The organism is Pseudoalteromonas sp. MEBiC 03485 (assembly GCF_004195145.1).
GTDB classification, from domain to species: Bacteria; Pseudomonadota; Gammaproteobacteria; order Enterobacterales; family Alteromonadaceae; genus Pseudoalteromonas; species Pseudoalteromonas apostichopi.
This window is the reverse complement of sequence record NZ_SGBT01000001.1, coordinates 3,386,581-3,401,868: the sequence shown is the minus strand read 5'-3', so window position 1 is coordinate 3,401,868 and position 15,288 is coordinate 3,386,581. Positions and strand designations below refer to the sequence as shown.

Below are 15,288 nucleotides of genomic sequence, written 5' to 3'. Positions count from 1 at the left end.
AAATATATAATATTAACTTAACTTTGTTAGCGCTGGTTCTATAGAAGAGCACTAACAAAATATCGCTTAAATATGAGGATATAATTATGCGTACAGTAGACTTATCACCACTTTATCGTTCATTCATCGGTTTCGATCACTTAGCATCATTAATGGATGCGGCAGCGCGTACAGACAAGCAGCCAAGTTTTCCTCCATATAACATCGAAGCACTCGATAAAGACAAATATCGTATCACTATGGCTGTAGCAGGTTTTAGTGACAGTGAATTGACCATTGAGTCAGAAAATAACACTTTAAAAGTCAGCGGTACGAAAGCTGATAAAGAAGATAATGCTGAACGTAAGTTCATACATCAAGGCATTGCGGAGCGTAACTTTGAGCGTAAGTTCCAATTAGGTGACCACGTTAAAGTACTTGGCGCAGACCTTGAAAATGGCTTACTAAGTATCGATTTAGAGCGTGAGATTCCAGAAGCATTAAAACCACGCAAAATTGAAATTGGTAATGGTAAATTACTCGAAAACAAGTAATTCCCAACAGCATTGTTTCCCCTAGTTAGTTTTGCCGCCTCACTTGAGGCGGCTTTTTTGTTGTTACAGTTTATCTAAATTATCCAAACACCAGTTGGCACGATCAAGTGTGGCTTGCTGAACTGATTCATCTTGCTTATACCAGTTATTATAAATCATACCAATCCGTGGGTTTTGTGATAGTTGCTGTTTATGCTCTAACATAAAATGCCAATATAAACTGTTAAACGGACATGCATCATCAGTCGCTTTTTCTTTAATGTTGTAGTGACAGTGTTTGCAATAATCACTCATTTTGTTGATGTAATTACCACTGGCAGCGTAAGGCTTAGTGGCAATTAAGCCACCATCAGCAAATTGACTCATGCCACGAGTGTTTGGCATTTCAACCCATTCTATGGCATCGATATAAATGCCTAGATACCATTCATCTACTTCGCTTGGCTCAATAGCGGTTAATAAGCAAAAGTTACCGGTTATCATTAAACGTTGTATGTGGTGTGCATAAGCCGTTTGCAGGCTTTGTGAAATAGCATGGTGCATACAATTCATGTTCGTTTTGCCGTGCCAAAAGTAATCGGGTAGGGCACGCTTGGCATTTAAGGCATTTTTGCTTGCGTAATCAGGCATATTTTGCCAATAAATCCCACGTACATATTCACGCCAGCCGAGAATTTGCCGAATAAAGCCTTCTACTTGCGCAATATCAATATGTTGCTTTTCAAAGCTCGTTAAAACTTGTTCGATGACCTGCATTGGGTGCAACATTTTAGTATTGAGGGCAAACGATAAACGGCTGTGATACAAAGACCATTGATACTTTGACTGGCATGTCATGGCATCTTGAAATTGACCAAAATTAACAAGCAAATGTTCACAGAAAAAATCGAGCAATTGTTTTGCTTCAGAACGAGTGGTTGGCCAAATGAGAGTATTGCTACACTCGCCAAAGGTGTTTACTTTGTGCTTTTCTATCCGTTTGAGGGTTTGGCTAATATCATGACCAAAACACAAAGGTTCTGGGATTTCTTTAAGATCGCTCGGTTTTAACTTATTTCTGTTTTGCTGATCAAAATTCCATTTCCCACCACGAGGTTGGTTATTATCGTCCATTAATATATTAAATCGCTTACGCATAGCACGATAAAAAAACTCCATTTTAACTGGCTTATCTTGCTTAAAATACTGGTCAATATCATCGAAAGGTAGTAGAAAATGCTCCGAGTCAACGGCATTAACATTAAATTCGCTCTGCTTTGAAAATTCTACAAGTTGCTTTTTGAGGCGGTATTCGTCTGGATATTGATACTCAATATTTTGGCATCGATAGTGCTTTGCTAAACGGGTGAGTAGATCAGGTAATGTAGCATCATTTTTTGTGTCATCAAGTGTTAGATGTAGGCAGTTTAAATTTGCTTTTGTAAGTGCATTAGCAAAGTTTTCCATTGCAGCAAAGAAAGCGGCCACTTTTTGTAGGTGATGTTTTACATAGTCGGTTTCTTGTTTTAATTCGGCGATGACATACAGTGTGTCTGGTTGTGATTTATCTTTAAACCAACTGTGGCTTGCATTAAGTTGGTCGCCAAAAATAAATCTTAAGGTGGTGTATTGCACTTTTAATTACCTTTGCAGCAAGTAATCTAAGGTGTTACGAAACAAACACTAAGATAGATCGATTAATATAGTCTATAAAAAAGGTATATTAATGGCATAATTAATGAGTAATAAACTAGGGATGGTACGACATGAAAATTAACTTACATTTACTATTTATAAGCCTACTAGTTTGCCCTTTGGCGCACAGCACTGTTTATCACTGTGAGAAAAATGGTGTTGCTGAGTTTAGCCAACAACCTTGTGGCAAAGATGCAAAGTTGATTACTATTAAAGAGCAAAGGCCACACCTTTCGTATACTTCAAATAATGATGCACAAACATCAACAGATAAAGATTCCGCAGAAGTCGAACGTTATATCCGCTTAAAGCAAATTGATGCGAAAATTGCAGAACATAACAATAAAATTGATACATTTAAGCTCAAAATGAACAGGGAAATTGCGGCCTTATCTGAGCAATCTGATTCTCAGCTGCGTAACTTGGTGGGTGCTAAGAAACAGGCAGCCATTGCCAAACAGATGAGCGCCGCATCTGAGCGTTACGGCCTACTTATTAACGGCGAGCAGCGTAGTATTGATAGGCTCATGGCTGAAAAGTACACCTTAACATCATATGCTAACAAGGTTGCCAATAATGAGGTCGCTAGTTTTATTCGCTCAAAACAGATTATGCGTAAAATTTCAGAGCACGAGAATAAAATAGATACTTACCAAGCTGAGCTTAACATGCAAATGTCAGAGCTTGAGCAACAACTAAGTAGCCGCCCTCGCAATTTAGCTGATGCAAATAGCGACAATGCATTAGCAGACAAAATGACAGCTCTAACTAGTCGCTTTAATACTCTTATCGCTATTGAGCAAAAACTAATCGACAGACTCAACAGCGAGTTAACGAAGCTATGAACTTAATCGTGCGGGACAATACGCGCTAAAAGACACCACATTTGAATAAGAAAACAAGTAACTTTTGACAATATTTGCAAACACTCTCGTAGCTTGCAGCCAAGCGCGATGCAATTGAGAGTCAATTGGGTGAATGTATGATTTGCGGGTTTCGATAAAGGCTCTGCAAAGCGAATCGATATCGTTAAAGGATACTTTTAAAAAGCTTAGGTTATTTGCTAAGTAATGGATAAATGGTGTGACTTGATGTAAGTCATCAAGATGACTGATTATCTTATTCAAAGCACAATACAAGATATAACTGCGCTTAGTTATGCTTTCATGATCTGGCACCACCATAGTTAACTTATATGAACTAAGATTGCGATGATAGGCGCTTGTATACTGATGAAAATCAGGTTTTAGCAATTCAATGTCTTGTAGTAACAGTCTTTTTTGAAATGAAGATAGACTCATATAGTACATCGCTTAATAGCCGAGGCTATAGGTTGTTCTTATTATTTGATTAAATATAGACAAGAATTTCCAGTTTTGGAAAATTTATGACAAGGTTGTCATAAATTTTTTAGGCAAAAAATAGTCTAACTAATTCATGCTGGAAGGTTGCTAATTGAGCGCTACATGCTTATAATGGCCGCCATTGAATTGAGGTGTTTTGCACTCGATTAGATGATATTAAGTAACTTTTAATATCTATTGGCGCGGGATGGAGCAGCCTGGTAGCTCGTCGGGCTCATAACCCGAAGGTCGTCGGTTCAAATCCGGCTCCCGCAACCAAATACATGCTAAGGCATTGTAAGTGTACTTAGTATGCACAGTAATTTTTACTGTATGAAGTCGCGCATTCTGGTAATGCGCGTTTTGCGTTTAGGCTATCTAGTTTAATTTGGTCAGGTAATTGACTCGCAACCAAGCTTGGCCCTAGGCCACACAGTTTTATGCTTTAGGTGTGACGCCCCGCTTGGTTCGGGGCGTTGTTGTATCTGCTTGGCGGTGATTTTAAATCATTATTAAACTCAGTATTTCAGGGCTATATGCCCTTTTTTTGTTTGTATGGAGGATTTTCGTGACAAAACTTGAGCAAGATTTAGTAGCCATGCTCTCACCGGCCGTTGAAATGTTAGGCTTTGAGTTACATGGTCTTGAGTTTGTGCAAGCTGGTCGCCACTCTACATTACGTGTTTATATCGATCACGATGCAGGGATTACGGTTGACAATTGTGCCGACGTTAGTCGTCAAGTTAGCGCAATTTTAGATGTCGAAGACCCAATTACAAATGAATATGATTTGGAAGTTTCGTCTCCTGGTGTTGATCGTCCATTATTCAAACAAGATCACTACGAGAAGGCGCAAGGAGAAGAAGTACGCGTGCGTACTAAGCTTCCGCAAGATGGTCGTCGTAACTTTAAAGGCGATTTAGTATCAGTTAGCAGTGATATGATCACACTTTCAGCAGATGGCACTGAGCATATGATTATGATCAGTAACATTGAACGTGCGAACATCATCGCAAAGTTTTAATTCGAGTGCGAAGGAATAGGGCAAGCGAGGCATAACCCATGGCAAAAGAAATATTATTGGTTGCTGAAGCCGTCTCCAATGAGAAAGCGGTTCCAAAAGAAAAGATTTTTGAAGCGTTAGAGTTCGCATTAGCGACTGCAACAAAGAAAAAACACGATGGCGAAATTGACGTTCGCGTATCAATCGATCGTAAAACTGGTGATTACGACACGTTCCGTCGCTGGAAAATCGCTGAAGTTCTTGAAGATGGTTCTTTAGAACATCCATACAGCGAAATCACGCTTGAAGCAGCACAAGTTGAAGACGAAAACTTACAACTAGGTGATTACGTCGAAGAACAAATTGAGTCAATCAAGTTCGACCGTATTACGACACAAATGGCAAAGCAAGTTATCGTACAAAAAGTACGTGAAGCTGAGCGTGCTTTAGTTGTTGAAGAATATAAAGATCAACAAGGCGAATTGGTAACTGGTGTTGTTAAAAAAGCAACACGTGATGCAATCGTACTTGACCTTGGTAACAATGCTGAAGCGGTTATCTACCGTGATGATATGTTACCACGTGAGAACTTCCGTCCAGGTGACCGTATCCGTGGTTTACTTTACGAAGTTAAGCCGGAAGCTCGTGGCGCGCAATTATTTGTAACGCGTTCTAAACCTGAAATGCTAATGGAGTTATTCCGCATTGAGGTACCTGAAATTGGCGAAGAGATGATTGAATTACGTGCTGCAGCACGTGATCCAGGTTCTCGTGCAAAAATCGCAGTAAAATCTAACGATAAACGTATCGACCCAGTGGGTGCGTGTGTTGGTATGCGTGGTGCTCGAGTACAAGCTGTTTCAACTGAGCTTGGTGGTGAGCGTGTTGATATCGTTCTTTACGATGATAACCCAGCACAATTCGTTATCAATGCAATGGCGCCAGCAGAAGTTGCGTCAATCGTAATGGACGAAGATACTCATTCAATGGATATTGCTGTTGAAGCAGATAATCTAGCACAAGCAATTGGTCGTAACGGTCAAAACGTTCGTCTTGCTAGCCAGTTAACTGGTTGGGAATTAAACGTAATGACAGTTGATGACATGCGTGCGAAGAACGAAGCTGAATCAGACAAGCTAATTAACTTATTCACTGAATACCTAGATATCGATGATGAGTTTGCAACATTACTTATCAACGAAGGTTTCTCAACACTTGAAGAAGTTGCTTACGTTCCTGCATCGGAATTCCTAGAAATCGACGGTTTAGATGAAGAAACAGTTGATATCTTACGTTCACGTGCAAAAGACGCATTAACAACTAAAGCGCTTAAAACGGAAGAAAGTTTAGAAGGTGCTGAACCTGCAGAAGACCTACTAGCACTTGAGGGCTTAGAGCGTCATCTTGCATTTGTTATGGCAAGCAAAGGTGTAGTAACACTTGAAGACTTAGCTGAGCAAGGTATTGATGAGTTAGTAGACATCACTGAGCTATCAGAAGAAGAAGCTGGTAAGCTAATTATGGCTGCGCGTAACATTTGTTGGTTCGCAGACGAGTAATTTATTAACGGAGGTATTACACACTATGGCAGAAGTAAATGTTGAAAAACTAGCCGGAGATATTGGTACAACTGTTGATAAGTTATTACAGCAGCTTGAGCAAGCCGGTATATCTAAAAAAGCAGGTGATATGGTAACGGAGGCTGAAAAGTCAACATTACTTGATCACTTAAGCAAGCAGCACGGCGGTACAGGGTCTGAAGGCCCTGCTCGCATGACTTTGCAACGTAAAAGCAAGAGCACTCTAAGTGTGACTGGCTCAACAGGTAAAGCAAAGTCTGTGCAAGTTGAAGTACGTAAAACACGTACTTACGTCAAGAAAAGCGCCATTGAGCAACAGCAAGAAGAAGAGCGTTTAGCTGCAGAAGAAGCTGCACGTAAAGCAGCAGAGCTTAAAGCCCAGCAAGAAGCTGAAGAGCTAAAAGCGAAACAAGAGGCAGAACGCAAAGCGAAAGAAGAAGCTGAGCGTAAAGCCAAAGAAGAGGCTAAACGTAAAGCTGAAGCTGAGCGTAAAGCGAAACAGAAGCAGATGACCCCAGAGCAAAGTGCTAAGTCTGAACAAGATCGCGCCGAAGCTGAGCGTCTGCAAAAAGAAGCAGAAGAGGCCGCATTGAGAAAAGCTGAAGAAGAAGCGAAACGTCAAGCAGAAGAGGCAAGAAAGCTAGCTGAAGAAAATGAAGCTCGCTGGAAAAAGGAAGAAGAAGAGCGTAAGAAGCGTGAAGAAAGCGCTGATCACCACCTTACGACTTCAACTTACGCACGTGAAGCAGAAGATGAATCTGACGCACGTGAAGAGCATAGCGCTCGTCGTAAGAAAAAGAAAAAAGGACCTCAAAAAGATAAACAGGCTGCCGGTCCTAAAGGTAAGAAAGGCAAGCTAAAAGCACCAACGTCTTTACAACATGGTTTCCAAAAACCAACCGCTGACGTGAAAAATGAAGTTCGTATCAGTGAAACAATCACTGTTGCTGAGCTTGCATCACGTATGGCAGTTAAAGGTGCTGAAGTTGTTAAAACAATGATGAAGATGGGTGACATGGTTACCATTAACCAAGTGATTGACCAAGAAACAGCACAGCTTGTTGCTGAAGAAATGGGTCACAAGGTTATCATTGTTAAAGAAAATGAATTAGAAGAGAAAGTACTAAACGACCGTAGCGAAGAAGGTAAAGCCATTCCTCGTGCACCGGTTGTGACAGTAATGGGTCACGTTGACCACGGTAAAACGTCAACACTTGATTACATTCGTTCAGCAAAAGTTGCTTCTGGTGAAGCCGGTGGTATTACTCAGCACATTGGTGCATATCACGTTGAAACAAATGGTCATATGATCACATTCTTAGATACGCCAGGTCACGCCGCGTTTACATCAATGCGTGCTCGTGGTGCTAAAGCTACGGATATTGTAATTCTTGTTGTTGCAGCCGATGATGGTGTAATGCCACAGACTAAAGAAGCGGTTCAGCACGCCCGTGCTGCAGGCGTTCCTTTAATCATCGCAGTAAACAAGATGGATAAAGAAGGCATCGACCCAGATCGCGTTAAGAACGAGCTAGCACAATTAGATGTTATCCCAGAAGAGTGGGGTGGTGAAACACAGTTTGTGCATATCTCTGCGAAAACAGGTTTAGGTATTGATGACCTACTTGAAGCAGTATTAATGCAAGCTGAGCTACTTGAGCTAACTGCGCCAGCTGAAGGTATGGCTGCAGGTGTTGTAATTGAATCGCGTCTTGATAAAGGTCGTGGTCCAGTTGCTTCAATCCTAGTTCAGTCTGGTACGCTTAACCAAGGTGATATCGTACTTTGTGGTCTTGAATATGGCCGTGTACGTGCAATGAAAGATGAGAACGGACAAGACATTAAGTCTGCTGGTCCATCTATTCCAGTAGAGATTTTAGGTCTATCTGGTATCCCTGCTGCTGGTGATGAAGCAACAGTAGTTAAAGATGAGCGTAAAGCGCGTGAAGTAGCACTTTACCGTCAAGGTAAATTCCGTGAAGTGAAGCTTGCTCGTCAACAAAAAGCGAAGCTTGAAAACATGTTTACGAACATGGCTGAAGGTGATGTATCAGAAGTTAACATCGTTCTTAAAGCTGACGTACAAGGTTCAATCGAAGCAATCGCTGATTCATTAACTAAGCTTTCTACTGATGAAGTTAAAGTGAAGATTGTAGGTTCAGGTGTAGGTGGTATCACTGAAACTGATGCAACTCTTGCAGCAGCGTCTAACGCGATTGTTGTTGGCTTTAACGTACGTGCTGATGCATCAGCTCGTAAAGTGATTGAGTCAGAAAACCTAGACTTACGTTACTACAGCGTAATCTACAGCCTGATTGAAGAAGTTAAACAAGCGATGTCAGGTATGCTTGCTCCAGAATTCAAGCAAGAGATCATTGGTCTTGCTGAAGTTCGTGACGTGTTCAAGTCACCTAAGATTGGTGCAATCGCAGGTTGTATGGTTACTGAAGGTATCGTTAAACGTAGCGCACCTATCCGTGTACTTCGTGATAACGTGGTTATCTACGAAGGTGAACTTGAGTCACTACGTCGCTTTAAAGACGACGTTCAAGAAGTTCGTAACGGTATGGAGTGTGGTATCGGCGTTAAGAACTACAACGATGTTAAAGTTGGCGACCAAATCGAGGTATTCGAGACGGTTGAAGTACAACGTTCACTTTAATTTCGTTTAAGTTATTGCTTTAAATGGGGGCCTAGCCCCCATTTGTGCATTCGTAATTAAATTAACTTATTCTTTAACATCAATAAGTTATTATTTTAGAGTGAAATGAAATGAGAGAATTTTCTCGCACTGATCGTGTTGCTCAGCAAATTCAAAAAGAGATTGCTGTTATTCTTCAACGCGAAATCAAAGATCCACGCCTAGGCATGGTAACAGTGTCTGCGGTTGAGGTATCTCGCGACTTATCTTACGCAAAAGTATTTATCACGGTATTCAACACGGATGATGAAGATAAAGCTAAGCAAAGCGCTAAAATCTTAAATGAAGCAACGGGTTATATTCGTTCTTTATTAGGTAAACGCATTCGTGCGCGCATCATGCCAGAGTTACGTTTTGTAATCGATAACTCACTAATGGAAGGTATGCGTATTTCAAACTTGGTTGATTCTGTTATTCGTGAAGACAATGCTAAGCATGTAGACGAAGACGACGGCGAAGAAGGCACTAAAGGCTAATGGCTAGACGCAGTAAAGGTCGTGCTATTGACGGCATCTTATTACTTAATAAGCCGCAAGGTATTTCATCAAACAAAGCATTGCAGCAAGCAAAGGGAATATACTTTGCTCAAAAAGCAGGCCACACCGGTGCGCTTGATCCGCTCGCGACGGGTATGCTGCCTATTTGTTTTGGTGAAGCGACTAAGTTTACCCAGTTTTTGCTCGATACAGACAAAACCTATGTTGTTCGTGCCAAACTTGGTGAGCGAACTACAACGTCTGATTCAGATGGTGAAGTGGTTGAAACGCGTGAAGTATCGGTAACACCTGAGCAATTAGCTGAGCAAATTGCCAGTTTCTTAGGTGAGTCGGATCAATACCCTTCGATGTACTCTGCGCTTAAATACCAAGGTCAGCCTTTGTATAAATATGCCCGCGAAGGCATTGAAGTGCCGCGTAAGTGTCGAAAAATTAATGTATTTAGTTTAACGCTTGATGAGTTTGATGAAGCTAATAACGAAGTACAAATGACGGCACATGTATCTAAAGGCACTTATATTCGTACTATTGTTGACGACTTAGGTGAAAAGCTTGGCTGTGGTGCTCATGTTATCATGTTACACCGCAGTGCAGTTGGCCATTATCCAAGTGAGAAAATGGTCACTCTTGAGCAACTTGAAGAAAAGCTACAGCAAGCAAAAGCAGACGATGTTGCGCCTTCAAGCTACCTCGATGAGCTACTATTGCCAATGGATACTGCTTTGGTTGACTTACCTGTGATTGAGATTACCCAAGAGCAGGGCGTGGCATTTAGTCATGGTCAAACAGTAGTGATTGGTAGGCCTGTACCAGATGGGGTAGTAAAGGTAATGGCTGATGGGGTGTTCATTGGTACCGGTGAGCGCCATAAAGATGGTCACTTAAAATCAAAGCGTGGCTTATCAAATCAGCTGCCTGAGTAAAGATTACCTTGTAGTTATAAGCAAAGCTGGGTAGAATACGCCCCGCTCAATCGTTTTGGCTGAATTAGTGATCGGCTAAAACACAATTTAAATTAATTTTTGGAGTTACTATGTCACTAAGCAATCAAGAAAAAGTTGAGATCATCGGTAAATTTGCACGCGCTGAAGGCGACACTGGTTCACCTGAAGTACAAGTTGCACTTCTAACTTTCGATATCAACAAGCTTCAAGGTCACTTTGCTAGCCACAAGCACGACTTCCACTCACGTCGTGGTCTTCTTCGCAAAGTAAGCCAACGCCGTAAACTGCTTGACTACCTTAAAGGTAAAGACATTGCACGTTACACTGCGTTAATCCAAGAGCTTGGCCTACGTCGCTAAGAACTAGATTACGAGAAAAGGGGCTATTTAGCCCCTTTTTTTGTGCGCGCATGAAAGGTATACTAGCGCACATCTTAGTAGGTGAATCTACTAAGTAATTGAAAAAACATCATTGCCAATTGTAGTACTTAATCGTGTTTTCATAAGCACAATTAAGTACTGTAATTGGTACTTTGATGGACTATTTTTTACCAATTCGGAGCACTGCTCTGAGTTGCTTTTACATTTAAAGGATATTTTTAAGTGCAAGCAATTATTAAAGAATTTCAACTAGGTCAACACACTGTGACTCTAGAAACTGGTGCTATCGCTCGTCAAGCTGACGGCGCAGTACTAGCAAGCATTGGCGATACTTCAGTATTAGTTACTGTTGTAGGCAAGCGCGATGCACAACCAGGTCAAGACTTCTTTCCACTAACAGTTAACTACCAAGAGCGTATGTACGCTGCGGGTCGTATCCCTGGTGGTTTCCTTAAGCGTGAAGGTCGTCCTAACGATGGCGAAACGCTTATCGCTCGTTTAATCGACCGTCCAATCCGTCCACTTTTCCCAGACGGTTTCGTAAACGAAGTACAAGTAATTGCGACAGTTGTTTCTGTTAATCCAGAAATCCAACCTGACATGGTTGCTATGATTGGTACTTCAGCAGCTCTTGCTATCTCTGGTATCCCATTCAATGGTCCTATCGGTGCATCACGCGTTGGTTTCATCAACGGCGAATATGTACTTAACCCAACACTAGCTGAGCTTGAAGAGAGCCAATTAGACCTAGTTGTTGCAGGTACTGATAACGCAGTACTTATGGTTGAATCAGAAGCTGAAACACTATCTGAAGAAGTAATGTTAGGTGCGGTTGTTTATGGTCATGAGCAATCTCAAGCTATCATCAACGCAATCAACGAATTCAAAGCTGAAGCAGGTAAACCAGCTTGGGATTGGACTGCACCAGAGAAAAACGTAACACTTGCTGAGAAAATCTCTGCAATCGCTGCTGAAAAAGTAGGTGAAGCATACCGCATCACTGACAAAGTAGCGCGTAAAGAAGCACTAGGTGTAGCGAAAGAAGAAGTTGTTGCTACTTTAACTGCAGAGCTTGCTGAAGGCGAAGAGCTAGATACACAAGAAGTTGGTAAACTATTTGGTTCTTTAGAAAAAGAAATCGTTCGTGGCCGTATCATCGCAGGTGAGAAGCGTATCGATGGTCGTGAACCAGATATGATCCGTGCACTAGACGTAATGACAGGGGTTTTACCTCGTACTCACGGTTCTGCAATCTTTACTCGTGGTGAGACGCAAGCACTTGTTACTGCAACACTTGGTACAGAGCGTGATTCACAGTTAATTGATGATTTAACTGGTACTAACAAAAACCACTTTATGCTGCACTATAACTTCCCTCCGTTCTGCGTAGGTGAAACTGGTTTTGTTGGCTCACCTAAGCGTCGTGAGATCGGTCACGGTAACTTAGCTAAGCGTGGTATTGCAGCTGTATTACCAACGTTAACTGACTTCCCATACTCAATCCGTGTTGTTTCAGAAATCACTGAATCAAATGGTTCATCGTCTATGGCATCAGTATGTGGTACGTCATTAGCTCTTATGAATGCTGGTGTACCAATTAAAGCATCTGTTGCTGGTATTGCGATGGGTCTAGTTAAAGAAGGCGAAGATTTCGTTGTTCTTTCTGACATCTTAGGTGATGAAGATCACTTAGGTGACATGGACTTTAAAGTAGCGGGTACTTCTAATGGTATCACTGCATTACAAATGGATATCAAGATCGAAGGTATCACTAAAGAAATCATGCAAATCGCTCTTAAACAGGCGAAAGCAGCACGTTTACACATCTTAGGTGTTATGGACGAAGCGATTTCAGCACCTTCTGAAGAGTTATCTCAGTTCGCGCCACGCATTTACACAATGCAAATCCCTGCGAAGAAAATTGCTGAAGTTATCGGTAAAGGTGGCGCAACTATCCGTCAACTTACAGAAGAAACAGGTACTACGATTGAAATCGAAGATGACGGTACAATCAAGATCGCAGCAACTGATGGCATCAGCGCTAACGATGCTATTAAGCGTATCGAGCAATTAACTGCTGAGCTAGAAGTAGGTACTATCTACACTGGTAAAGTTGTTCGTATCGTTGATTTTGGTGCGTTCGTTAATATTCTTCCAGGTAAAGATGGTCTAGTGCACATTTCACAAATCAGCACTGAGCGTGTTAACAACGTGACTGACCACCTGAGCGAAGGCCAAGAAGTTAAAGTTAAAGTTCTTGAAGTAGATCGCCAAGGTCGTGTACGTCTAAGCATCAAAGAAGCTATGGAATCAGCTGCTGAAGAAAAAGCAGAAGAGTCTAAAGACGCTTAATGATGATTGAATAACCAGTTATTTGCTGGATATAAGAAAAAGGGGCTGTTTAGCCCCTTTTTTTATGCTTTAATGAAACCTATCCGCTTCGATTTTGTCTACAGAGAATTCAGGTATTAAGGAATTTAATGATTTTTAAACACTTAGCATTGACCGCTGTGGCTATTTTTTCTTTAAGTGCATGCCAAACCACCACACAATCTGAGTCAGTCCCTATTGTTAATGTGCCTTTTACCGCACCATTGGCGCCTGATTTTCGTAATGAAATTACGATTGCTCGTTACTCTGAGTTGTTAAACCGCGCAGATTTAAGTGCTGAGCAACAGGCTAAGCTTTATTACGATCGCGGCGTGTTATTTGACAGCTTAGGTATGTCGACGTTAGCGCGAATAGACTTTAACCGTGCGATTAAGCTCAAACCAGATTTGGCTGAGGTATATAACTTTTTAGGTATTCACCACACACTGATGCAGCAGTATGAACAAGCCTACGAATTTTTTGATTCTGCACTTGAGCTTAATGAGCAGCATGAGTACGCCTATTTAAATCGTGGGATTGCACTTTACTATGGTGAGCGCCCATTACTTGCACAAGATGATTTACAACAGTTTTTAAATCGTTCACCCAGCGATCCTTATCGTGTGTTATGGCTTTATTTAGCGCAATCAGAAGCTGATAAAAAGCAAGCCTTAATTGATTTAAAAGCTAACTCACAAGGTGTAGATGAGTCACAATGGGGTTACCAACTCTTGGCACTATACTTAGGTGACATTAGTGAGTTTGAATTTTTATCTGGCATTATTGAAGGCGTTACTTCAGAGCAAGAGTATGCACATCGCTTATGTGAAGCTTATTTCTATCTAGCTAAAATGCATCAAGCAGCTGGTGATAACTACCTTGCTGCTGACTATTTTAGGCTTGCCCTTGCCACCAATGTACATGAATTTGTTGAATACAAATATGCCCGTTTAGAGCTTGAGTTAATGGCTGGTGAAAACGCAAGCTAAGGTTTCTTTAATTGTGATTCTATTACTGAGCTTGGGTCTTGTTTCAAGCTCAGTGTCTCGTTTTATTCCCGCTTATTTTTATTACGCAAATACCAGCCCTTCACAAGTGACAGCTATCTATCATTTAGCGCCGAGTGCTATTAATTTGCAGCATTTAGTGTTGAGTAACTCGCAACTTCGCCAGCTGGCAAAGCTCGATGATAGCAATGCCGTGTATCAGCTTGCGCTTAGGTTTTTGCAGCAACAAGACTACACTGCAGCAAAATTATGGTGGCAGCCTTACTTTGCTGAATTTACTTTATTGCAGCAGCAAGCCTTAGCGGATCAGCTAGTCCAAACGCAACAGTGGCACGATATAAGCAGTTTAGGCCAAGCTGGCAAGTTACCCGAGGGGAATGCTAAGCAAGCTTGGCTATTGCAACAACAAATGCCGGTAGCTCAAATTGCCCCTGCTTATGCGAAGCAACAGCAATTTGCTTTATCAACAGCGACTTTACAAGCAAGCAGCCAGTGCAAATTTAATGTTTTAATGATGACAGATCACTACAAAGGGATTCAGGCTTTAAACCAGTATAAGCAGCAATACAGCAAAGCTCCTGAGCCCGCCAAAGACAGCTTTTGCTTCACTGAGGTTGTTTATGTAGCCGATAAATTTAAGTGTGATGCAAGTGGTGGGGCGCTTAGTTGTAATTGGCAAAATGCTGCAGAGCAAAAATGGCCTGAAGGTTTTGACTTTATTGTGATGATGTCGAATCAAGGGGCAGCAAATGTTCAAGGCGGTATTATGCATATTAACTCATCGCAACCTTATGCGGTGTTTTTACATGAATTAATGCACTTTAGTGGTTTTGAAGATGAATATGCTTTAGCAGAGAAAAAACAGCAGTGGCTGTGCAAGCAGCAAGGGTTAGTCGCTCCAAATTTATTTATCGCAAATGGCGTTCTTCCACCAAAAAGCTGGCAAAAAAGTGTCGCTTGCGACAATGAAAAGGCCTATAAACCTAGCCCTAATTGGTCGATTATGCAGTACCAAACTATGGGGTTATCTGAGCAATACAGAGCGCTTTGGCAAAAACAAATTAACCAGCCCTTAACAAAGCCGGTTCGGTTTTCTGAATATTTTGCCTTTTTAGGCTTAAAGCCAGTGTTTACAACAGCTTCCAAAGAGCAGAATTTTTCTGACTAATCGACTATTTATTGCTATTTTAGTATGCAAAGCGGTTAAATATTGTGCAAATAGGAGTGTCTCCTATAGACAAAATAGCACCTGATCA

General features: G+C 41.4%; 13 protein-coding genes and 1 tRNA gene. 12 read left to right on the top strand and 2 right to left on the bottom strand.

Annotation, left to right across the window (positions count from 1 at the left end; genetic code table 11):
- Positions 1–86: 86 nt before the first annotated feature.
- Positions 87–533: an Hsp20 family protein gene (locus EVU92_RS15615; protein WP_130051985.1), complete on the top strand. Its 447-nt coding sequence runs from the start codon at positions 87–89 to the stop codon at positions 531–533.
- Between the two features lie 63 nt (positions 534–596).
- Here EVU92_RS15615 and EVU92_RS15610 read toward each other — a convergent pair whose 3' ends face one another.
- Positions 597–2,147 carry a cryptochrome/photolyase family protein gene (locus EVU92_RS15610; RefSeq protein WP_130051984.1) on the bottom strand — a complete coding sequence of 517 codons (1,551 nt, stop codon included), beginning with the start codon at positions 2,145–2,147 and terminating at the stop codon, positions 597–599.
- Between the two features lie 131 nt (positions 2,148–2,278).
- On the opposite strand from EVU92_RS15610, the gene EVU92_RS15605 reads away from it, so the two are divergent.
- Positions 2,279–3,052, top strand: coding sequence for a DUF4124 domain-containing protein (locus EVU92_RS15605; protein WP_130051983.1), 774 nt, complete (start codon positions 2,279–2,281; stop codon positions 3,050–3,052).
- Here EVU92_RS15605 and EVU92_RS15600 read toward each other — a convergent pair.
- Positions 3,047–3,508 (bottom strand): hypothetical protein, encoded by a 462-nt coding sequence (locus tag EVU92_RS15600; RefSeq protein ID WP_130051982.1) that lies wholly within the window; start codon positions 3,506–3,508, stop codon positions 3,047–3,049. The two genes, EVU92_RS15605 and EVU92_RS15600, sit on opposite strands and share 6 nt — an antisense overlap.
- Positions 3,509–3,752: 244 nt before the next feature.
- Here EVU92_RS15600 and EVU92_RS15595 point away from each other — a divergent pair.
- The 10 genes from EVU92_RS15595 to EVU92_RS15550 all read left to right on the top strand — a co-directional run bounded on the left by EVU92_RS15595 (position 3,753) and on the right by EVU92_RS15550 (position 15,200).
- A tRNA-Met gene (locus EVU92_RS15595) sits at positions 3,753–3,829 on the top strand.
- A gap of 289 nt (positions 3,830–4,118) precedes the next feature.
- Complete coding sequence (gene rimP, locus EVU92_RS15590; RefSeq protein WP_054553177.1) at positions 4,119–4,574, top strand: ribosome maturation factor RimP; 456 nt, start codon at positions 4,119–4,121, stop codon at positions 4,572–4,574.
- Between the two features lie 38 nt (positions 4,575–4,612).
- A complete protein-coding gene (gene nusA / locus EVU92_RS15585; RefSeq protein WP_130051981.1) occupies positions 4,613–6,112 on the top strand; it encodes a transcription termination factor NusA in 1,500 nt (499 codons plus the stop codon).
- Between the two features lie 25 nt (positions 6,113–6,137).
- Positions 6,138–8,795: a translation initiation factor IF-2 gene (infB, locus tag EVU92_RS15580; protein ID WP_130051980.1), complete on the top strand. Its 2,658-nt coding sequence runs from the start codon at positions 6,138–6,140 to the stop codon at positions 8,793–8,795.
- A 110-nt stretch (positions 8,796–8,905) separates the two neighbouring features.
- On the top strand, positions 8,906–9,310 hold the full coding sequence (gene rbfA, locus EVU92_RS15575) for a 30S ribosome-binding factor RbfA (protein ID WP_130051979.1): 405 nt from the start codon (positions 8,906–8,908) through the stop codon (positions 9,308–9,310).
- Positions 9,310–10,254 carry a tRNA pseudouridine(55) synthase TruB gene (truB, locus tag EVU92_RS15570; protein ID WP_130051978.1) on the top strand — a complete coding sequence of 315 codons (945 nt, stop codon included), beginning with the start codon at positions 9,310–9,312 and terminating at the stop codon, positions 10,252–10,254. The genes rbfA and truB overlap by 1 nt, the downstream gene beginning before the upstream one ends.
- 110 nt (positions 10,255–10,364) lie before the next feature.
- Positions 10,365–10,634 (top strand): 30S ribosomal protein S15, encoded by a 270-nt coding sequence (rpsO, locus tag EVU92_RS15565; protein WP_130051977.1) that lies wholly within the window; start codon positions 10,365–10,367, stop codon positions 10,632–10,634.
- A gap of 243 nt (positions 10,635–10,877) precedes the next feature.
- The gene (gene pnp / locus EVU92_RS15560) at positions 10,878–13,007 is read left to right on the top strand and encodes a polyribonucleotide nucleotidyltransferase (protein WP_130051976.1); all 2,130 of its coding nucleotides are present in this window, start codon (positions 10,878–10,880) and stop codon (positions 13,005–13,007) included.
- Between the two features lie 128 nt (positions 13,008–13,135).
- Positions 13,136–14,014 carry a lipoprotein NlpI gene (gene nlpI, locus EVU92_RS15555; protein WP_130051975.1) on the top strand — a complete coding sequence of 293 codons (879 nt, stop codon included), beginning with the start codon at positions 13,136–13,138 and terminating at the stop codon, positions 14,012–14,014.
- A gap of 13 nt (positions 14,015–14,027) precedes the next feature.
- Positions 14,028–15,200 carry a hypothetical protein gene (locus EVU92_RS15550; protein ID WP_130051974.1) on the top strand — a complete coding sequence of 391 codons (1,173 nt, stop codon included), beginning with the start codon at positions 14,028–14,030 and terminating at the stop codon, positions 15,198–15,200.
- Positions 15,201–15,288 lie beyond the last annotated feature (88 nt).